This window comes from Streptomyces sp. NPDC049597 (assembly GCF_040675505.1).
GTDB lineage: Bacteria > Actinomycetota > Actinomycetes > Streptomycetales > Streptomycetaceae > Streptomyces.
The window spans coordinates 1-19,820 of sequence record NZ_JBFAOY010000060.1 but is presented as its reverse complement, the minus strand read 5'-3'; the positions used below and the strand labels follow the sequence as shown (position 1 = coordinate 19,820).

Sequence of the window (19,820 nt, the reverse complement as noted above, 5' to 3'; positions counted from 1 at the left end):
CCCGCTGGGAGGTACCCCCATCCCGAACCGGGCTCCGCCCGGACCCGTACCGCGCTTCGCGCGGTGTCCTCAAGCGCCGGACGGGCTGCTCTCGCTCCGCGAAATCAGCTCCGCCGGGGGCACTTCCGCTGGCTTCGCCGATGGACCCCCCACGGCCGCCAGGCCGCAGGGGAAGATCGAGGCGCTGCGGCCCCCACGCCCGCAGGGCGTAGGGGGAGGGGCCCGGCGCGGAGCCCCCCGTTCGGGATGGGGGTACCTCCCACGCCGCCAGGCGTAGGGGGAGGGCGGGGCGGGGAAAGGAAACTCCCCTGAAAGGACCCCCATGACCACCACCCTCGTCACCAACATCGCCACCCTCGTCACCAACGACCCCGCCCTCGGCGACGGCCCCCTCGGTCTCGTGGAGGACGCCGCGCTCGTCATCGAAGGCGACCGCGTCGCCTGGGCAGGCGCCGCCAAGGACGCGCCCGACGCCGACCAGCGGCACGACGCCCGGGGCCGCGCCTGCATCCCCGGTTTCGTGGACTCCCACTCGCACCTCGTCTTCGCGGGCGACCGCACCCAGGAGTTCAACGCCCGTATGTCCGGCCGTGCCTACTCCGCCGGCGGCATCCGCACCACCGTCGCCGCCACCCGGGCCGCGAGCGACGACGAGCTCGAGGCCAATCTCACGCGCTATCTCGACGAGGCCCTGCGCCAGGGCACCACCACGTTCGAGACCAAGTCCGGATACGGGCTGACCGTCGAGGACGAGGCCAGGGCGCTGCGGATCGCCGCCCGGCACACCGACGAGGTGACGTACCTCGGCGCGCACGTCGTGTCCCCGGACTACGCCGACGACCCGGCGGCCTACGTCGCCCTCGTCACCGGAGAGATGCTGGACGCCTGCGCGCCGCACGCCCGCTGGGTCGACGTGTTCTGCGAGAAGGGCGCGTTCGACGGGGACCAGGCGCGTGCGGTGCTGACCGCGGGCAGGGCCAAGGGCCTCCTGCCCCGTGTGCACGCCAACCAGCTCAGCTACGGCCCGGGCGTGCAACTCGCCGTCGAGCTGGACGCCGCGTCCGCCGACCACTGCACGCACCTCACGGACGCGGACGTCGACGCCCTTGCCCACAGCGCGACCGTGGCGACCCTGCTGCCGGGCGCGGAGTTCTCCACCCGCGCCGAGTGGCCCGACGCGCGCCGTCTGATCGACGCGGGCGCCACCGTCGCGCTGTCGACGGACTGCAACCCGGGCTCGTCGTTCACGTCCTCGATGCCGTTCTGCATCGCGCTCGCCGTGCGCGACATGGGGATGACCCCCGACGAGGCGCTGTGGTCCGCCACGGCGGGCGGAGCCGCGGCCCTGCGCCGTACGGACGTCGGCCGCCTCACGCCCGGCTCCCGCGCGGACCTCGCCCTGCTGGACGCCCCGAGCCATGTCCACCTCGCCTACCGGCCGGGCGTGCCGCTGGTGCGCGAGGTCTGGCGGGCCGGGAAGCGGATCTAGCCGGCCGGTCCGGGAGGGGCTACGGCAGCAGGTGCGCGTAGCTGCGCGGGTGCTCGGCCAGGTACTCGCGCAGCGACTGCGCCGGGTGCCCCGTCAGCCGCGGCACCGCGTCCGAGACCGCGGCCATTTCGCCGGCGGCCATCGCCTCGTACGAGGTGACCCAGCCCGTCACCTCCCACTCCTCGGCGCCGTAGCCGGCACGGGAGGCGTAGGCCTCGTCCTCGGACTCGGGGAGGTAGCGCACGGTGCGGCCGGCGGCGCGGGTCAGTTCGGCCGCGGCCTCCGCGAGGGAGAACGCGGTGGGACCGGTCAGGTCGTACACCGCACGGTCGTGCGGACCGGGCCCGTCGAGGAGCACGGCCGCCGCCGCGTCCGCGATGTCGTCGTGGGCGACGGCGGCCACCCGGCCCTGACCGGCCGGGCCGCGCAGCACCCCGTCGGCGCCGGTCATGGCCGGGAACGCGGCCAGGTAGAAGTTGTCCCGCAGGAAGGTGTGGTGCACCCGGCGGGCCCGGATGTACTCCTCCGTGTGGAAGTGGTCGCGGGCGAAGGTGAACGTCGCGTCCGGTGCGGCGCCCACGAACGACATGTACACGATCCGCCCGACGCCCGCGGCGAGTGCCGCGTCCACGGCCGTGTGGTGCTCCTGGACCCGGCCGGGCGCCTCGTGCGCCGAGACGAGGAAGAGCGTGTCCGCGCCGTCCAGGGCCCGCCGCATCGCCTCGCCGTCGCCGTAGGACGCCGGGGGCGCGGCGACCGCTCCGGGCAGCTGGGGCAGCCGGGCGGGGTCGCGGCCCAGCAGCCGGGTCGCGACGCCCGCCGCGGAGAGCCTGGCCGCCACCCGGCCGCCGACGCGTCCGCTCGCTCCGGTGACTGCGATGACAGGGGGCATGACGCGTGTCCTCTCCTACGGCCGGGCTGTGCGGACCAGTGTCACGGGCGGACGCATCCGCCCGGGCCGCGACATGCGACAGTGGCCCGATGCGAACCATCGGACTGATCGGCGGCATGAGCTGGGAATCCAGCGCGGAGTACTACCGGCTCCTCAACGAGCTCGTACGGGAACGCCTCGGCGGACTCCACTCCGCCAAGTGCGTCCTGCATTCCGTGGACTTCGCCGAGATCGAGGAACTGCAGGTCGCCGGCGAGTGGCAGCGGGCCGGCGACATCCTCGCCCAGGCGGCGAAGGGTCTGGAGGCGGCGGGCGCGGACCTGCTGCTGATCTGCACCAACACCATGCACAAGGTCGCGGGCCAGGTGCAGGACGCGGTCGGCGTGCCGCTCCTGCACCTCGCGGACGCCACCGCCGAGGCCGTGCGGGCGCGGGGCCTCGCCACCGTGGGCCTGCTGGGCACCGCCTTCACCATGGAGCAGGACTTCTACCGTGACCGGCTGGTCTCCCACGGCCTGACGGTCCTCACCCCGGACGCCGCGGGGCGCGCCCGTGTCCACCGGGTGATCTACGAGGAGTTGTGCCTCGGCGTCGTCCGCGAGGAGTCCCGCGCCGCCTACCGGCAGGTCATCGGCGAACTCGTCGCGGCGGGCGCGCAGGGCGTCGTCCTCGGCTGTACGGAGATCGAGCTGCTGGTCGGGGCGGACGACAGCCCGGTGCCGGTGTTCCCGACGACGCGGCTGCACGCGGAGGCGGCGGTGACGGCGGCGCTGGAACCGCCCGCCGCCCCGTGACAGGCTCCGTGACGCGCTCCATGACGGCCCCACGGCGGGGAAGGGCCCGTTCCTGACGGAGCGGACCCTTCCGGAGGCTGGGGGAGCTGTCGGCTCACTCCTCCAGAGTCAGCCCCTTGCGCAGCTTCACCAGCGTCTTCGTCAGCAGCCTGGACACGTGCATCTGCGAGATGCCGAGCTCCTCGCCGATCTCCGACTGCGTCATGTTGGCCACGAACCGCAGGCTGAGGATCGTGCGGTCCCGTGCGGGGAGCCCCGCGATCATCGGCTTGAGCGACTCGACGTACTCGATGCCCTCGAGGCCGTGGTCCTCGTATCCGATGCGGTCGGCGAGCGCGCTCTCGGAGTCGTCCTCCTCGGGCTGGGCGTCCAGCGAGCTCGCGGTGTACGCGTTGCTCGCCGCCATGCCCTCGACGACCTCGTCCCGGCCGATGCCGAGGCGTTCGGCGAGTTCGCCGACGGTGGGCGTGCGGTCCAGCTGCTGGGAGAGCTCGTCACCGGCCTTCGCGAGCTCGAGCCGCAGTTCCTGCAGCCGCCGCGGCACCCGCACCGACCAGGACGTGTCCCGGAAGAAGCGCTTGATCTCGCCGATGATGGTCGGCATCGCGAACGTGGGGAACTCCACGCCCCGGCTGAGCTCGAACCGGTCGATCGCCTTGATCAGGCCGATCGTGCCGACCTGGACGATGTCCTCCATCGGCTCGCTGCGCGTGCGGAACCGTGAGGCGGCGAACTTGACCAGGGCCAGGTTGAGTTCGACCAGCGTGTTGCGGACGTAGGCGTACTCGTGCGTGCCCTCTTCGAGGATCGTGAGCCGCTCGAAGAGCGTCTTCGACAGGGCTCGCGCGTCCAGCGAGTCCACCTCGTCGAAGGGCGGAATCGCCGGCAGATGCGCCAGGTCCTCCAGGCCCGTGAGCTGCTGTCCCGCGGCCGCGGCCGCGGTCAGGTCGGCGGCCTCGGTCGCCGCGTCGGTCGCGGCGGCGCCGGGACCGGTCGTCTCGGCGGGGTCGTGAGCGGTCGTACGGGCGGGGTGTGCCGACGGCGCGTCGGGGGTACGCGGTGCGTCGAGCCGGGGTGACATGGTCTCCTCCATCGTTCTCGGCACATGGCTGCCGATGCCGTGTCTGCTGCTGCGGTGAGCGGCGCCTCCAAAGCCGGCCGTGTCGGGTGTGTCCTTACTAGCCCTACCGGCTCGGCAGGGCCGATCGCAAGTGGCATATGTCGTGTATGTCCGTATTGTGCGGTAGTTCGGGTACCGGTCGACGCGGGGAGGGCGTAGGGTTCAACGGGCGTCCGGCGCTGCCCGAGTGGCCGCCTGTGACGTGTGGCACGAAACGGTGGACGACGCAGCGAACGACACGGCGAAGAGGGACGGCATGGACCGCGAGACGGTCGGCAGCGTGAGTCGGGGCCGGCTTCAGGTCGAGGTTCGGACCGAGGGCCGCAGCGAGATTGTGCAACCGGCGGGTGAGCTGGATCACCACACCGCCGAACTGCTGCGTGCGCCCTTGGACGAGGCGATCGATCGAGGCCGTGTGCGCCTGGTGATCGACTGTTCACGCCTCGACTTCTGCGACTCCACCGGGCTCAATGTTCTGCTGGGTGCCCGGCTGAAGGCCGAGGCCGGTGGGGGAGGGGTCCATTTGGCCGGGATGCGGCCCGTGGTGGCGCGGGTCTTCGAGATCACCGGAGCCGAGGCGGTCTTCACCGTGCACGACTCCCTCGAAGCGGCCCTGTCCGACTGAGTCCGGGCCTGTCGTGCCGCCCCTGTAGTCGGCATCACGTATGCCGTACCGACCTAGTGGGTGTTGTCACGATTCGGCCGGGCAGGAGAACCCCCGCAGAATGTTGAACGCCCAACACTCTGCGTACTGAATCCATGGCGAACTGGTGAACCGGTGAATCGGTGAGGTGAAGCGCTGATGAGCACCACCCGGCAGCAACAGCCGGGCGATCTCGGCCCCGAGCCGGGAGCCGCCGCCGCGGCGCCGACCGTGCCCGTGTCCACCGCGCCGGTCGGCGGCGCGATGCGCAGCCTCGCGCTCGGCAGCGCCAGCGGGATCGTTCCGCTTGCCCGGGACTTCACCAGGCAGGCGCTCCACGACTGGGGCTGGCTGCCCGCCGGGACGGCGGACCGCAGAGCGGCGGCCGAGGACGTGCTGCTGGTCGTCTCCGAACTGGTCACCAACGCCTGTCTGCACGCCGAGGGCCCCGAGGAGCTGCGCATCGGCTGCGACGGGAAGGTCCTGCGGCTGGAGGTCACCGACCGCGGCACGGGCCAGCCCGCGCCGCGCACCCCGCACCGCGCGGGACGGCCCGGTGGCCACGGCATGTTCATCGTCCAACGGCTCTGCATGGACTGGGGAGTCGTGCGGACACCCGGATCGCCGGGGAAGACGGTGTGGGCCGAACTCGCCGCCCCCGCGTGAGCGTTTCGCGGGCCGTCGCCGAATCTCTTGTGGAGCACGCCGATACGGCGTGCTCTTTGTCTTCCCTCCCCAGGGACCCCGGCGTACCTTGAGCCACCGATCTGATGTGCCGTCAGCAATTCCGTCAGTCCATGCGCGCACGAGGGGAACCGAGGTGTCGTACCGGAACCGCAAGCGGACAGCTCTCGCGGCGGCAGCGGCCGTGGCGGGCTCGGCGGTGCTGATCGCCGCCCCCGCCGCGCAGGCAGCCGTCGTCGACGTCGACTACCAGTGCCGGACCCCCATCGGCCCCAAGGGGGCGGTCTCGCCGATCGACATCAGGGCCGAGAGGAGCGGCGGCGCCTACCGGCTCACGATGTCCTTCCGCAAGGGCGTCTCCTCCAGCCCGGTCGAGCTGGGCAAGGGAGCCATGAACCCGAGCGCGGTCATCCGGGTGGGCGGCGCGGACCCCGGGGAGGTGCGGGTGTCGGGCCCGGCCAACACCGCGGCGATCCCCGCCGAAACGCCCATCAGGATCAACGACCTGTCGGGCACCTACACGCCGCGCAGGAGCGGCAAGGTCACCTTCACCGCGGGCGTGCTGACGATCAAGGCACTCGGCACGACCACCACGTGCACGCCGCGCAACAATCCGGGACCGTCGCTGGAACTGGACGTCACGGCGGCGGGCGGCGGTCCGGCGTCCTCGCGGCTCCCGAGGACGGGCCCGCTGGACTCGGCCGTGGCGCTCGGCACGCTCGGCGGGACGGTGCTGCTCACCGGGGCCGCGGGCGCCCTGTGGCTGACCCGGCGCGGCGGCGGCCGGGCCGCGGACTGACCGTGCGGGCCGCGGTCGTGCTCGTCCTCGCGCTCACGGCGGCGCCGCTCCTGCCGGCGCCTGCGGCTGCGGCGGCCGGGGCATGGGGGCCGGACCGCGCGTACCTGTACCTGGAGGGAGCGCCCGGCGCCGTACTGGAGGACCGGCTCGCGGTGACCAACCGGGACGGCGAGCCGGTCACCCTGCGCCTGCGGGCCGACGCGGCCGGGCCGTGGATCGCGTTCGCCGCCCGTACGGTCACCGTTCCCGCCCGCACCCGCGCGCAGGTCCCTTTCACCGTCACCCTCCCCGCGAGCACCCCGCCAGGCGGGCAGACGGCGACGATCACGGCGTCCGGCGCCGGGCGCGAGGAAGCGGTGCGGCTCCATCTGCGGGTGCGCGGCCCGCTGGTGGCGGCTCTCACGGTCGAGGACGTGTCGTACGCGGACGGCTCGATCCGCTACTCCCTCGTCAACCGGGGCAACACGCCGTTGACGCCGCGTGTGGCGCTCCGCGTGGACGGCCTGTTGGGCGAGGTCCTCAGCCGCCCCGCGCGCGTGCCGACCGAGCTGCCCCCCGGCCGCCGGGTCACCCTCTCCGAGCCCTGGTCCGACCCCCCGCACCTGGACGCCGTGGACATCCGCGTGACGGCGAGCGCGCCGGGAGCCGCCCGGGCCGAGGCGACCGCCTCGCGGACCTTCGCGGCCTGGCCGGCGACGGCGACGCTGCTGACGGGCGCCGTGACGGCGGCGGCACTGGTCCTCCGCCGCCGCGTGCCGAGCCGCCGCCGTGGCCGCACCGTCCCCGAACGCCGACCGGCGGGAGCAGGAGCCTGACCATGCGACGTGCCGTGCCCACCGCCCTGTTGGCCGTTCTGCTCCTGCTCCTGACCGCCGCCCCCGCGCCGGCCGCGCCCCCGCCCACCCCGGCCGTCGAGCTGTCCGCGTCCCGGGCGGGGAAGGGCGGGGACCTCACCGTCAGCGGTACCGGATGGCGGGCGAAGACCCTGCTGATCCTGCTGATCTGCGGGAAGTCCTCGCCCGGCACGGGCGTCATCGGCGGCACCAACTCCTGCGCCAACGCCGACGGACGCGCGGTCACCACCGACTCCCGGGGCGCCTTCGACAAGAGGCTGCCGGTCGCCGAGCCGCCCGCGCCGTGCCCCTGTGTCGTGCACGTCGCCACGGCGACCGGGGAACAGCAGGTGGTGGACGCCGAGTTCGTCGTCGAGGGCCACCCCACCGCACCGCTCCCCGAGCCGACCGGCGACGGCCGCCTCGCCGTGCTCAGCCCCACCCGGCTGCGCGGCGAATCGGGCCTGCTGGTGCTCTTCGGCGCCCCGCCCTCCCGGACGCTCGAGTTCACCGTCGGCAATCTCGGGACGACGCCCGTGAAGGACCCGGTCTTCCAGGTCGGCACCGCCCACGGGGTCTTCGCCCCCGAGTGGGAGGAGCAGCAGTGGCGCGGCACGATCAAGCCGGGAGGAAAGGCGCGGATCGAACTGCCCGTCCGGCTCGCGGCCGGCGCCCACGGCGACTACGCGGTCTCGGTGAGGTACGGCGGCAAGCTCGTCGCCGAGCAGCCCTGGGGCGTCGGCCGGCCCTGGGGCGTGACCGTCTTCTGGACCCTGCTGGCCCTGGTGGTGCCCACGGCGCTGTTCCGCATCGGCATGGCGGTCGTGGACCGCGTACGGCCGCCGGGCTCGCGGCATGCCCGCCGCACCGGCCGGGCCCGCCCGCCCGCCTCCCCCTCGACCACCACGGCGGCACTGCCGTGGTTCACCCCTGACTCCGCACCGTCAGAGAACCGGACCGACCGGCCCACGACGAAGGGACATTCGTGAGTACGCAACGGAGGATGAGCGCGGCCGGGGTCGCGCTGATGCTCGGCGGCGCGGGGATCCTGCTGGCCGCGAGCCCCGCACAGGCCGCCGAGGTCTCGTACGCGACGGAGTGCGTTCCGCCGCCGATCTCCGGCCTGCCGCCCGTCCAGGGCACGACCACGGTGCGGATCACCGCGCCGGCGCAGGCCGAGGTCGGCGACGAGGTCGAGGTGATCTGGAAGACGGTCCAGGCCGCCTCCAAGAACCCGGACATCCTGGACCTGCAGAAGGACACGGTCAAACCGACCGGCACGATCACCCTCGGCGGCGCGGTCACGGGCGAGCTGGCGATGGAGGGGCCCCGGCAGAATCCGCCGATCCCGAAGAACAGCCCGATGGTGCTGCCCGACATGAAGGGCACGCTGAAGCTGGAGAAGGCGGGCGAGGTCACGCTGACACCGGGGGCGTACGCCATCAACGTCTCGAAGCCGATCTCGACGGACACGAAGTGTGCGCCGAAGGAGACGGTCGGGGTCGGGGCCACGATCAAGGTGTCGGCGGGCGGCGGAAGCAGTTCCGGCGGTACCTCGTCGGGCGGCACCAGTTCCGGCGGTACGAGCTCGGGCGGTACGAGCTCCGGCGGCACGGACGGAGGCACGAGCTCCGGCGGTACGAGCTCCGGCGGCACGACGAGCGGCGGCGGCTCCGGCGGGACGTCCGGTGGCGGTGGCGGTGACCGGACGGACTTCGAGGGCAAGGAGATCGAGGTCGCGTACGCGTGCAAGACCCCCATCGGCGACAAGAACGCCGTCTCCCCGGTCCGCATCAACGCCCGGAAGAACGGCGGCGACTACGGCCTCACCGTGAAGTTCTCCAAGTCTGTCATGGACAGCCCGGCCGACATCCCCAAGGACTCGGTCAAGCCGTCCATGGAGGTGAAACTGGGCGGCGCCGACAAGGGCTTCGTCCATGTGGAGGGGCCGACGAACAAGGAGCCCATCAAGGCCGGCGACCCGATCGAGATCCCCGACCTGACGGGCACCTACAAGCCCGGCGCCACGGGCCGGACGACGCTGAGCCCGGGCGTCCTCACGGTGAAGGCGCTCGGCACGACCACCACCTGCACCCCGCCGGCGGACGTGCCGTTCTCCCTCGAACTCGACACCTCGGCCCAGCCGGGCGGAGCGGCCGGCGGCGGCTCCACCGGTGGGGGCGGCACGGGCGGCGGCGCCGCCGGCTCGGCCACGGGCGGCCTGGCGCAGACCGGCGCCGAGGACACCGGGACCCTGCGCGCCCTGGCTCTGGTGGCGGGCACGGCGGTCCTGCTGGGCGGCGCGGTGTTCACGTTCACGCCGTGGCAGCGCCTGCGCGGCGCCCGCTGAACGGCGCAGGCCCGCTGAACGGCGGAGGGCCGCCGCACCGAATCGGTGCGGCGGCCCTCCACGGGCGTACGGGGTGTGTCAGTGCACGCCGCCCATGAGCGGCTGCACCTTCCTGCGGTACATGAAGATGGCGACACCGGCGATCACCGCGAGCGCGCCCTGGCTGGCGAACCACCACTCGGTGTCCGTCGGAGCGCCCATCAGCTGGAGCAGGGCGATGACCGAGTTGCCGGCGGTGACGGCCAGGAACCAGACACCCATCATCTGGGACGCGTACTTGGCGGGCGCCAGCTTCGTCGTCAGCGACAGGCCGACCGGGGAGAGGGTCAGCTCACCCACGGTCTGGATCAGGTAGACCGAGCACAGCCACAACGGGGTGACCATGACGCCGCCCGCGGAGGCGGCCTGGGCCAGCATCATCACGAAGAACGAGGCGCCGATGAGCACCAGGCCCTGTGTGAACTTGACCAGCGTGCTGGGCTCCTTGGAGCGGCGGGCCAGCGCGACCCACATCCAGGCGAAGACCGGGGCGAGCGCCATCACGTACAGCGGGTTCAGCGACTGGAACCAGCTGGCCGGGAAGGCGAAGCCGAACAGGGTGTCCGAGGTGTTGTTCTCGGCGAACAGGCTGAGCGTGGAACCGGTCTGGTCGTAGATGCCCCAGAAGACGGCGGCGGCGACGAAGAACCAGACGTACGCGGACATCCGCGAGCGCTCGACCGGCTCCAGGTCGGGGTCGCGCTTGATGCGGATCAGGTACCAGGCGGGCAGGACGAGACCCAGGATGGTCAGCGGCCACAGCACCCAGTCGATGCTGAACGAGCCCGAGAGGCCGACGACGCCGTAGGCGGCGGCCGCGACGGCGAGCCAGATCAGGGCCTTCTTGAGGATGCCGACGCGCTCGGCGCCGGACAGCGGGGCGGGCACCTGGTTCGACTCGGGGGCCAGGTTGCGGAAGCCCAGGAAGAAGAAGGCGAGGCCGAGGGCCATGCCGACACCGGCCATGGCGAAGCCGTAGTGCCAGTTGATCTTCTGGCCCACGTAACCGATCGTCAGCGGGGCGACGAAGGCACCGAGGTTGATGCCCATGTAGAAGATCGTGAAGCCACCGTCACGGCGCGGGTCGTTCTTGTCCCGGTAGAGGTGGCCGACCATCGTCGAGATGTTGGCCTTGAGCAGACCGGAACCGGCGGCGATGAGCGCCAGGCCGATGAAGAAGGAGATCTCCGTCGGCAGGGCCAGCATGAAGTGGCCGATCATGATGATCGTGCCGGAGACCGCCACGGTCTTCCGCGCGCCCCACACCCGGTCGCCGAACCAGCCGCCCGGCAGGGCGAGCAGGTACACCATGGCGTTGTAGACGGAGTAGATGGCCACGGCGGTAGCCGTGTCGAAGCCGAGTCCGCCCTTCGCCACGGAGGCCGACAGGTAGAGAACGAGCAGAGCCCGCATGCCGTAGAAGCTGTAGCGCTCCCACATCTCGGTCATGAAGAGGTTGGCCAGACCGCGGGGGTGGCCGAGGAACGTCTTCTCCGTGCCGGCGGTGCCGGCCGAGTCCCTCGTCAGGCTGGACGCCATGTCGATCCTTGCTTGCTCGGGACGCGGCGCTTCGTGAGCGGTGACGCGCCCGGTGGGGTCACTTCGCGCTGCCGTCAAGGCGGCAGGACAACCCTTTGCAGAAATGAGACCTTTGGCGCACGGGTCGTCCAAAGGTCCCAGGTCACTACTTCAGGCGTCTCGCCACCATACGCCACGACAGTGCGGCATATGAACGGACTTGAGACATGGATCACAGGTGAACAGGGAACCATGTTCCCTGGATCCAAGGTCATAACCAGAATCGCATCCCTAAGTCGGAGCCCTTGTGGATCACGCCCCGACGGCTGCGCCATGCGGACTACCATCACCTTCATGACCCGTGTACTGCTCGCCGAGGACGACGCATCCATCTCCGAGCCACTGGCCCGAGCCCTGCGTCGGGAGGGCTACGAGGTAGAGGTGCGGGAGGACGGTCCGAGCGCGCTCGACGCCGGACTCGCGGGTGGAGTCGATCTCGTCGTGCTGGACCTGGGGCTGCCCGGTATGGACGGTCTGGAGGTCGCGCGGCGGCTGCGCGCCGACGGGCACAGCGTGCCGATCCTGGTGCTGACCGCGCGCGCGGACGAGGTGGACACTGTGGTCGGTCTCGACGCGGGCGCCGACGACTACGTCACCAAGCCGTTCCGTCTCGCGGAACTGCTCGCCCGGGTCCGGGCCCTGCTCCGGCGCGGCGCCGCCGAGCCCGCGCCCGCGCCCGCCACGCACGGCGTGCGGATCGACGTCGAGTCGCACCGCGCGTGGATGGGCGAGGAGGAGCTCCAGCTCACCGCCAAGGAGTTCGACCTGCTGCGCGTCCTCGTGCGCGACGCCGGCCGGGTCGTCACCCGCGACCAGTTGATGCGCGAGGTCTGGGACACCACCTGGTGGTCGTCCACCAAGACCCTGGACATGCACATCTCCTGGCTGCGCAAGAAGCTCGGCGACGACGCGGCCAACCCCCGGTACATCGCGACCGTGCGCGGCGTGGGCTTCCGCTTCGAGAAGTCCTGACAGGCTCAGGCCATGAGCCCTGACACGCAGACACCATGCGCCGCCGTCTGATCCACTCCACGCTCGCCGTGGTGCTCGTCGTGATCGCCGTCTTCGGCGTCTCGCTGGTCCTCGTCGAGACCCGCACCATCAGCAGCAGCGCGCAGGAGAGCGTGGACTCGGAGGCGCTGCGCCTGGCCAGCATCGTCGACAGCAGGCTGGTCGGCGGTGAGCCGGTCAATCCGGACATCATCGCCCAGCAGGGCGACGTCACCCGCTACGCCCTGATCCGCATCGCCGGCCGCGACCCCATCGAGATCGGCAAGCGGCCCGGCGGCAGCGTCATCCGCGGCACCGCCGAGGGCGAGCGCAACATCACGGTCACCGTGGAGGAGTCCCGCTCGGTGGTGACGCGCGAGGTCGGCCGGTCGCTGCTGATCATCGGCGCGGTCGCGCTGGTCGCCGTCATCGCGGCCGTCCTGCTCGCGGTACGGCAGGGGAACCGGCTCGCCGCGCCGCTCACCGACCTCGCCGAGACCGCCGAACGGCTCGGCTCCGGCGACCCCCGCCCCCGCCACCGGCGCTACGGGGTCCCCGAACTGGACCGGGTCGCCGACGTGCTGGACGCCAGCGCCGAGCGGATCGCCCGCATGCTCACCGCGGAGCGCAGGCTCGCCGCGGACGCCTCCCACCAGCTGCGCACCCCCTTGACCGCGCTGTCGATGCGGCTGGAGGAGATCACGGCCACCGACGACCCGGAGACCGTGAAGGAGGAGGCGAGCATCGCGCTGAACCAGGTCGAGCGGCTCACCGACGTGGTGCAGCGGCTCCTGACGAACTCGCGCGACCCCCGCATCGGTTCCGCCGTCGCCTTCGACCTCGACGAGGTCGTCAAGCAGCAGCTGGAGGAGTGGCGTCCGGCCTACCGCAGCGCGGGCCGCGCGATCGTCCACTCCGGCCGCCACGGCATGCGGGCCGTCGGAACCCCGGGCGCGGTCGCCCAGGTGCTCGCCGCGCTCATCGAGAACTCGCTCATGCACGGCGGCGGCACGGTCGCGGTACGGACCCGGGCGACCGGCAACCAGGCCGTCGTGGAGGTGACGGACGAGGGGCCGGGCGTCCCGGCGGACCTCGGGGCACGCATCTTCGAGCGGACCATCAGCGGCCGCAACTCCACCGGCATCGGCCTGGCCGTGGCCCGGGACCTCGCGGAGGCGGACGGCGGCAGGCTCGAACTGCTCCAGCAGCACCCGCCGGTCTTCGCGCTGTTCCTGAGCAGGGTCGTGCGCAAGCGCAAGGACAACGACAGGCCGACCGTGAGGTGACGCGGCCGCCCGGTCAGCGGGCGACGCGGTCCCGCACGGGCTCCTGCCTGGCCCCGGCCCCGGCCCGTCCCCGCTCCGGGAGCGATTCGGCCCGCCGCGCGGGCAGGGCCCGGAAGACCCAGGTGCGGTACGACCAGAACCGGAACAGCGTCGCTATCGCGATGCCGAGGATCTTGAACACGTTGTTCTGCAGCGGGGTGTTCCAGCCGATGCCGTACGTCGCCGCGTAGAGGATGCCGTGCTCGATCACCAGGCCGGCCCCGCTGAACGCCAGGAACAGCGCCAGCTCCCGGGTCCGGCCGCTCTTGTCGCGGTCACGGTAGGTGAAGTAGCGGAAACCCACGTAGTTGAAGCAGATCGCGACGAGCGTGCCGATGATCGACGCCCGGACGACCGGGATGTCGGTCGTGCTCCGCACCAGGTTGAAGACCCCGAGGTTGACGAACACGCCCGCGCCGCCCACCGCGCCGAACTTGGCGACCTCGCGCGCGAGCTGCCGTACCTGCCCGCGCAGCCCTCCGCCTGGTTCACTCATCGGGGGACCAGCCTCATCGGATCGGCAGCGTCGAGCGGCAGCGTCGACACCGCCATGCTAACCAGCGGCCGTCCGGGTCGCCTGTGGGTCCTGAGAGCGATGTGACGGCCGCTACATCGCTTGTCGGAACCTACGGCGGACGGGGCCGGTCCGCTCGGCGGATACCCTGAAGGGGTGACGTTCCCGGTAGTCGGCATGGTCGGCGGCGGTCAGCTCGCCCGCATGACCCATGAGGCGGGTATCCCCCTCGGCCTGAAATTCAAGCTCCTCAGTGACACCCCCCAGGATTCGGCGGCCCAGGTCGTCAGCGAAGTCGTCATCGGCGACTACCGCGACCTGGACACCCTGCGTGAGTTCGCACGCGGCTGTGACGTGATCACCTTCGACCACGAGCACGTGCCGTTCGAGCACCTGCGGGCCCTGGAAGCGGACGGCATCCCCGTCCGGCCGGGCGCCGACGCGCTGGTGCATGCCCAGAACAAGGGGGTGATGCGCGCCAAGCTCATGGAGATCGGCGCGCCCTGCCCGCGCCACCGCATCGTGGCGGACCCCGCCGACGCGGCCGCCTTCGCCGAGGAGGTCGGGGGCTTCCCGGTCATCCTCAAGACCGTGCAGGGCGGGTACGACGGCAAGGGCGTGTGGTTCGTCCGTACGCAGGCGGACGCCGAGGCTCCCTTCAAGGCCGGCGTGCCGGTCCTCGCCGAGGAGAAGGTGGACTTCGCCCGCGAGCTCGCGGCGAACATCGTCCGGTCCCCGCACGGCCAGGCCGTCGCCTACCCCGTCGTCGAGTCACAGCAGGTCGACGGCGTCTGCGACACGGTGATCGCGCCCGCGCCCGGTCTGTCGGACGAGCTGGCCGGCGAGGCACAGCAGCTGGCGCTGCGCATCGCCAAGGAACTCGGAGTGGTCGGCCATCTCGCGGTCGAGCTGTTCGAGACGACGGACGGGCGGCTGCTCGTCAACGAGCTCGCGATGCGCCCGCACAACTCCGGCCACTGGACCCAGGACGGTGCGGTGACCTCCCAGTTCGCCAACCACGTCCGCGCCGTGCTCGACCTGCCGCTCGGCGACCCGCGCCCGCGTGCCACATGGACCGTGATGTGCAATGTTCTGGGCGGCGACTACCCCGACATGTACGCGGCCTACCTGCACTGCATGGCGCGGGACCCGCAGCTGAAGATCCATATGTATGGCAAGGACGTGAAGCCCGGCCGCAAGGTGGGGCACGTCAACACCTACGGCGACGACCTGGACGACGTGCTCGAGCGCGCCCGCCACGCCGCCGGCTATCTGCGAGGAACGATCACCGAGTGAGCAGCATGAGCCCTGTCGTCGGCATTGTCATGGGATCCGACTCCGACTGGCCCGTCATGGAGCTGGCCGCGCAGGCCCTGGACGAGTTCGAGATCGAGTACGAGGTCGACGTCGTCTCCGCGCACCGCATGCCGCGCGAGATGATCGCGTACGGCGAGGAAGCCGCCGGCCGGGGCCTCAAGGCGATCATCGCGGGCGCCGGGGGAGCGGCCCACCTGCCCGGCATGCTGGCCTCCGTCACCCCGCTGCCCGTGATCGGTGTCCCCGTTCCGCTGAAGTACCTCGACGGCATGGACTCCCTGCTGTCCATCGTGCAGATGCCGGCCGGCGTCCCCGTCGCCACCGTCTCGGTCGGCGGCGCGCGCAACGCCGGTCTGCTGGCCGCCCGCATCCTGGCCACGCAGGACGAGGAACTGCTCGGCCGGATGCGCGAGTTCCAGCAGGAGCTGAACGACCAGGCCACGGAGAAGGGCAAGCGGCTGCGCTCCAGGGTCGGAGGTGCGGAGTCCTTCGGCTTCGGGAAGTAACAGCCCATGGACACCCCCACGGACCACCTCCGCCGGGCGCGGGAGCTGCTCGCCGCCCACCCCGTCGTCGACGGCCACAACGACCTGCCCTGGGCGCTGCGCGAGCACGTCCGCTACGACCTCGACCGGATGGACATCGCCGGTGACCAGACGGGCCGCCTGCACACCGACATCCCGCGGCTGCGCGCCGGCGGGGTCGGTGCGCAGTTCTGGTCGGTGTACGTGCGCAGTGACATGGCGGGCGACGCGGCGGTCAGCGCCACGCTGGAGCAGATCGACATCGTCGACCAGCTGATCACCCGCTACCCGGCGGACCTGGTGCGGGCGCTCAGCGCCGAGGACATGGAGATCGCCCGCGCCGAGGGCCGTATCGCGTCCCTGATGGGTGCCGAGGGCGGCCACTCCGTCAACAACTCGCTCGCCACTCTGCGCGCCCTGTACGCGCTGGGCGTGCGCTACATGACGCTCACGCACAACGACAACACCGCGTGGGCGGACTCGGCGACCGACGAGCCGGCCGTGGGCGGCCTGTCCCCGTTCGGCCACGAGGTCGTCCGCGAGATGAACCGCATGGGCATGCTCGTCGACCTCTCGCACGTCGCCGCGACGACCATGCGCGACGCGCTCGCCACCTCGGTGGCGCCGGTGGTCTTCTCGCACTCCTCGTCCCGTGCGATCTGCGACCACCCGCGCAACATCCCCGACGACGTGCTGGCCCTGCTGCCCGCCAACGGGGGTGTCGCGATGGCCACCTTCGTACCGAAGTTCATCCTGCCCGCGGCGGTCGAGTGGACCCGGGCCGCGGACGAGAACATGCGCGCGCACGGGCTGCACCACCTGGACACCACACCCCAGGCCATGAAGATCCACGAGGCGTTCGAGGCCGCGAACCCGCGGCCGGTCGCGACCGCGGCGACCGTCGCGGACCACCTCGACCACATGCGCGAGGTCGCCGGTGTCGACCACGTCGGCATCGGCGGCGACTTCGACGGGACGGCCTTCACCCCGGCCGGCCTCGACGACGTGGCGGGCTACCCCAACCTGATCGCGGAGCTGCTGGGCCGCGGCTGGTCGGAGGCCGACCTCGCCAAGCTGACCTGGCAGAACGCGGTCCGCGTGCTGCGCGCCGCCGAGGACGTGGCCCGCGACCTCCAGGAGCGGCGCGGCCCGTCCAACGCGACGATCGACCAGCTCGACGGCGTCTGACGGAGGGGGTGCGCCGCTCCTCGGCGGCGCACCCCGAGCGCGCCGTCCGCCGCGGCCCGTGGCGGGCGGCGACCGGCGCCGGACCTCTGACGCCGTACGAAGCGGTACTCAGCAGGCGCAGAGACAGAACGGGTGCCCGGCCGGATCGGCGTACACCCGCCAGCTCCGCTTGCGGTCCGCGGCGTCCAGCACGGTCGCGCCGATCGCCAGGACCCGCTCCTCCGCCGCGTCCATGTCCTCGACCGTCACATCGAGGTGGAACTGCTGCGACTCCGTGGGCGACGGCCACTTCGGCGGCACGTGGCCGGGCGAGAGCTGAAAGGCGAGGGGCGCGCCCGGCACACCCTTCAGGTCGACCCAGCCCTCGCCGTCGTCCTCGATCTCCCCGCCGAGCAGCTCGGCGTAGAAGCGCCCGAGCGCGACCGGGTCGGGACAGTCCAGGACGACGGCTCCGAGTTTCGCGATGCTCATGCTTCCTCCCTCGGTGTTACCCCTATAAAGCTTTAACCGGTAACGGTTACTGCATGGTCCCGCATAGGGGGTAACGTCGCAAGCATGAATGACAGGGCGCCCGCACCCGGGGACCTCGCGCTGATCGAGGCCCTGGTCAACACGCTGAACATCGAGAGCGGTGCGGACAGCCTCGACGCGCCGGAGACACAGGCGCGATTCGCCCTCGCGCCGCAGGACGTGCCCGCGGCCCGTGTCCTGCGCGAGGCCCTGCGCGAGGCGTGCCTGGCCCACGCGGGCCACGGGACGTCGACGGCCCTCGACGCCCTCCTCGCCGACGCGCCGCTGCGCGTCACGGTCTCCCCGTCGGGCGAGGCCGCGCTGCGCCCGTCGGGCCCCACGACTCTGCTCGCGCGGGTCGCCGAAGCCGTCGCGACGGGGGCGGCGGACGGCACCTGGATGCGTCTCAAGGCATGCGAGGCCGAAGACTGCCACTGGGCGTACTACGACCGCAGCCCGGCGGCCCGCAGTCGCTGGTGCTCCATGGCGGTGTGCGGCGCGCGTACCAAGATGCGCACCTACCGGGCGCGCCGCAACGCGGGCGCCGACTGACGCCGGGGCGGGCCGCCCCGGGGCCGGATCAGGCCCGCGGGCGTCCCATGGCGCGGTAGGTCCAGCCGGCCTCACGCCACTGGTCGGGGTCGAGGGCGTTGCGGCCGTCCAGGATGATCGGGGTCGACACGACCTCGCCCAGTTCCGCGGGGTCGAGGTCGCGGAACTCGCGCCACTCCGTCAGGTGCAGCACCACGTCCGCGCCGCGTACCGCCTCCAGCGCCGAGTCGGCGTAGCCCAGCGTGGGGAAGAGGCGGCGGGCGTTGTCCATGCCCTTGGGGTCGTAGACCGTGACCTGGCCGCCCTGGAGGTGGATCTGCCCGGCGACGTTGAGGGCGGGGGAGTCGCGGACGTCGTCGCTGTCGGGCTTGAAGGTGGCGCCCAGCACCGCCACCCGCTTGCCGAGGAACGAGGTGCCGCCGACGGCTTCCCGGGCCAGCTCGACCATGTGGCCGCGACGGCGCATGTTGATGGAGTCGACCTCGCGCAGGAAGGTCAGGGCCTGGTCCGCGCCCAGCTCGCCGGCGCGCGCCATGAACGCCCGGATGTCCTTGGGCAGGCAGCCGCCGCCGAAGCCGACCCCGGCCCGGAGGAACTTCTTCCCGATGCGCTCGTCGTGCCCGATCGCCTCCGCGAGCTTCGCCACGTCTCCGCCGGCGGCCTCGCAGACCTCGGCCATGGCGTTGATGAAGGAGATCTTGGTCGCGAGGAAGGAGTTGGCGGCCGTCTTGACGAGTTCGGCGGTGGGAAAGTCGGTCACGACGAAGGGCGAGCCCTCGGCCACGGGCGTCGCGTAGACCTCGCGGAGCAGCTTCTCCGCGGCCTCGCTGCGCACGCCGACGACGATGCGGTCGGGGTGCAGCGTGTCGTCGACGGCGAAGCCCTCACGCAGGAACTCCGGGTTCCACGCCAGCTCCACGTCGCCCGGGGCCCGCTCGTCGAGCAGGGCCGCCAGCCGGTCGGCGCTGCCGACGGGAACGGTGGACTTGCCGACGACCAGGGCGGGGCGGGTCAGCCGGGGGGCGAGGGAGGCGAAGGCGGCGTCGACGTAGGACATGTCGCAGGCGTACTCGCCGTGCTTCTGCGGTGTGTTCACGCAGACGAAGTGGATGTCGCCGAACTCGCCGACCTCCTCCCACGACGTGGTGAACCGCAGCCGCCCGGTCGAGCCCTCGATCCCGGCGACGTGCTTGCGCAGCAGCTCCTCGAGACCGGGCTCGTACATCGGCACGCGCCCCGCCGCGAGCATCTCGATCTTCTCCGGGACGACGTCCAGCCCGAGCACCTCGAATCCCAGCTCCGCCATCGCCGCGGCGTGCGTGGCGCCGAGGTAGCCGGTGCCGATCACCGTGATCTTGAGGGCCATACGGATGCTCCAGTGCCGATGCGTGCGGGGTCCGCGCCCGAGCATATCCGCCGGGTCCGGCCTCACCCCGGCGCCGGATTCCCGGGCTGTCGGCAAACTCACGTATGCCACGGTCGGAGCCGCCGTCTAAAATTGAGTTACTTAACGGTAGTTAGCACTTTGGGGAGTGAGAGACCTTGGCAGGATCGGCCGATTTCGATCTGTACCGCCCGTCCGAAGAGCACGACATGCTCCGCGAGACGGTCCGCTCCCTCGCCGAGGCGAAGATCGAGCCGTTCGCCGCGGCGGTGGACGAGGAGGCGCGCTTCCCGCA

General features: G+C 72.0%; 21 protein-coding genes. 15 read left to right on the top strand and 6 right to left on the bottom strand.

What is annotated here, in order from left to right:
* Nucleotides 1-322: 322 nt before the first annotated feature.
* Nucleotides 323-1,489 carry an imidazolonepropionase gene (hutI, locus tag AB0K02_RS33370; protein WP_365996367.1) on the top strand — a complete coding sequence of 389 codons (1,167 nt, stop codon included), beginning with the start codon at nt 323-325 and terminating at the stop codon, nt 1,487-1,489.
* 19 nt (nt 1,490-1,508) lie between these two features.
* Here the strand turns inward: hutI and AB0K02_RS33365 are convergent, their stop codons facing one another.
* Nucleotides 1,509-2,381, bottom strand: coding sequence for an NAD(P)H-binding protein (locus AB0K02_RS33365; protein ID WP_365996366.1), 873 nt, complete (start codon nt 2,379-2,381; stop codon nt 1,509-1,511).
* Between the two features lie 89 nt (nt 2,382-2,470).
* Between AB0K02_RS33365 and AB0K02_RS33360 the strand changes: the two genes are divergently transcribed.
* Nucleotides 2,471-3,175 (top strand): aspartate/glutamate racemase family protein, encoded by a 705-nt coding sequence (locus AB0K02_RS33360; protein ID WP_365996365.1) that lies wholly within the window; start codon nt 2,471-2,473, stop codon nt 3,173-3,175.
* A gap of 94 nt (nt 3,176-3,269) precedes the next feature.
* On the opposite strand, the gene AB0K02_RS33355 is transcribed toward AB0K02_RS33360, so the two are convergent.
* Nucleotides 3,270-4,256 (bottom strand): RNA polymerase sigma factor SigF, encoded by a 987-nt coding sequence (locus tag AB0K02_RS33355; protein ID WP_365996364.1) that lies wholly within the window; start codon nt 4,254-4,256, stop codon nt 3,270-3,272.
* A gap of 295 nt (nt 4,257-4,551) precedes the next feature.
* Here AB0K02_RS33355 and AB0K02_RS33350 point away from each other — a divergent pair, with 295 nt between their 5' ends.
* The 6 genes from AB0K02_RS33350 (at nt 4,552) to AB0K02_RS33325 (ending at nt 9,604) form a co-directional block, all read left to right on the top strand.
* Nucleotides 4,552-4,920: an STAS domain-containing protein gene (locus AB0K02_RS33350; RefSeq protein ID WP_365996369.1), complete on the top strand. Its 369-nt coding sequence runs from the start codon at nt 4,552-4,554 to the stop codon at nt 4,918-4,920.
* 177 nt (nt 4,921-5,097) lie between these two features.
* Nucleotides 5,098-5,604, top strand: a complete 507-nt coding sequence (locus tag AB0K02_RS33345; RefSeq protein WP_365996363.1) for an ATP-binding protein — start codon at nt 5,098-5,100, stop codon at nt 5,602-5,604.
* Between the two features lie 154 nt (nt 5,605-5,758).
* Nucleotides 5,759-6,421 (top strand): peptidase, encoded by a 663-nt coding sequence (locus tag AB0K02_RS33340; RefSeq protein WP_365996362.1) that lies wholly within the window; start codon nt 5,759-5,761, stop codon nt 6,419-6,421.
* A 2-nt stretch (nt 6,422-6,423) separates the two neighbouring features.
* Entirely contained in the window at nt 6,424-7,236 is an 813-nt protein-coding gene (locus AB0K02_RS33335) for a hypothetical protein (protein WP_365996361.1), read from the top strand.
* Nucleotides 7,237-7,238: 2 nt separating this feature from the next.
* Nucleotides 7,239-8,243, top strand: coding sequence for a hypothetical protein (locus AB0K02_RS33330; RefSeq protein WP_365996360.1), 1,005 nt, complete (start codon nt 7,239-7,241; stop codon nt 8,241-8,243).
* Between the two features lie 14 nt (nt 8,244-8,257).
* Nucleotides 8,258-9,604: a hypothetical protein gene (locus AB0K02_RS33325; protein ID WP_365996359.1), complete on the top strand. Its 1,347-nt coding sequence runs from the start codon at nt 8,258-8,260 to the stop codon at nt 9,602-9,604.
* 78 nt (nt 9,605-9,682) lie between these two features.
* On the opposite strand, the gene AB0K02_RS33320 is transcribed toward AB0K02_RS33325, so the two are convergent.
* Complete coding sequence (locus tag AB0K02_RS33320) at nt 9,683-11,182, bottom strand: oligopeptide:H+ symporter (protein WP_365996358.1); 1,500 nt, start codon at nt 11,180-11,182, stop codon at nt 9,683-9,685.
* Between the two features lie 333 nt (nt 11,183-11,515).
* Between AB0K02_RS33320 and AB0K02_RS33315 the strand changes: the two genes are divergently transcribed.
* Nucleotides 11,516-12,193, top strand: coding sequence for a response regulator transcription factor (locus AB0K02_RS33315; RefSeq protein WP_365996357.1), 678 nt, complete (start codon nt 11,516-11,518; stop codon nt 12,191-12,193).
* A 35-nt stretch (nt 12,194-12,228) separates the two neighbouring features.
* Entirely contained in the window at nt 12,229-13,497 is a 1,269-nt protein-coding gene (locus AB0K02_RS33310) for an ATP-binding protein (protein ID WP_365996356.1), read from the top strand.
* 13 nt (nt 13,498-13,510) lie between these two features.
* On the opposite strand, the gene AB0K02_RS33305 is transcribed toward AB0K02_RS33310, so the two are convergent.
* The gene (locus tag AB0K02_RS33305; RefSeq protein WP_365996355.1) at nt 13,511-14,032 is read right to left on the bottom strand and encodes a GtrA family protein; all 522 of its coding nucleotides are present in this window, start codon (nt 14,030-14,032) and stop codon (nt 13,511-13,513) included.
* A gap of 174 nt (nt 14,033-14,206) precedes the next feature.
* Between AB0K02_RS33305 and AB0K02_RS33300 the strand changes: the two genes are divergently transcribed.
* From AB0K02_RS33300 to AB0K02_RS33290, 3 genes are read left to right on the top strand one after another with little or no spacing between them, the layout of a single operon-like run.
* A complete protein-coding gene (locus AB0K02_RS33300) occupies nt 14,207-15,346 on the top strand; it encodes a 5-(carboxyamino)imidazole ribonucleotide synthase (RefSeq protein ID WP_365996354.1) in 1,140 nt (379 codons plus the stop codon).
* A gap of 5 nt (nt 15,347-15,351) precedes the next feature.
* A complete protein-coding gene (gene purE, locus AB0K02_RS33295; RefSeq protein WP_177152397.1) occupies nt 15,352-15,873 on the top strand; it encodes a 5-(carboxyamino)imidazole ribonucleotide mutase in 522 nt (173 codons plus the stop codon).
* A gap of 6 nt (nt 15,874-15,879) precedes the next feature.
* The gene (locus AB0K02_RS33290; RefSeq protein WP_365996353.1) at nt 15,880-17,079 is read left to right on the top strand and encodes a dipeptidase; all 1,200 of its coding nucleotides are present in this window, start codon (nt 15,880-15,882) and stop codon (nt 17,077-17,079) included.
* Nucleotides 17,080-17,187: 108 nt separating this feature from the next.
* On the opposite strand, the gene AB0K02_RS33285 is transcribed toward AB0K02_RS33290, so the two are convergent.
* Nucleotides 17,188-17,550, bottom strand: coding sequence for a VOC family protein (locus tag AB0K02_RS33285; RefSeq protein WP_365996352.1), 363 nt, complete (start codon nt 17,548-17,550; stop codon nt 17,188-17,190).
* 84 nt (nt 17,551-17,634) lie between these two features.
* Here AB0K02_RS33285 and AB0K02_RS33280 point away from each other — a divergent pair, with 84 nt between their 5' ends.
* On the top strand, nt 17,635-18,141 hold the full coding sequence (locus AB0K02_RS33280; RefSeq protein WP_365996351.1) for a CGNR zinc finger domain-containing protein: 507 nt from the start codon (nt 17,635-17,637) through the stop codon (nt 18,139-18,141).
* Nucleotides 18,142-18,169: 28 nt separating this feature from the next.
* On the opposite strand, the gene AB0K02_RS33275 is transcribed toward AB0K02_RS33280, so the two are convergent.
* Nucleotides 18,170-19,507 carry a UDP-glucose/GDP-mannose dehydrogenase family protein gene (locus AB0K02_RS33275; protein WP_365996350.1) on the bottom strand — a complete coding sequence of 446 codons (1,338 nt, stop codon included), beginning with the start codon at nt 19,505-19,507 and terminating at the stop codon, nt 18,170-18,172.
* 176 nt (nt 19,508-19,683) lie between these two features.
* Here AB0K02_RS33275 and AB0K02_RS33270 point away from each other — a divergent pair.
* Nucleotides 19,684-19,820: acyl-CoA dehydrogenase family protein (locus AB0K02_RS33270; RefSeq protein ID WP_365996368.1), on the top strand; the 137-nt coding region annotated here is incomplete at its 3' end.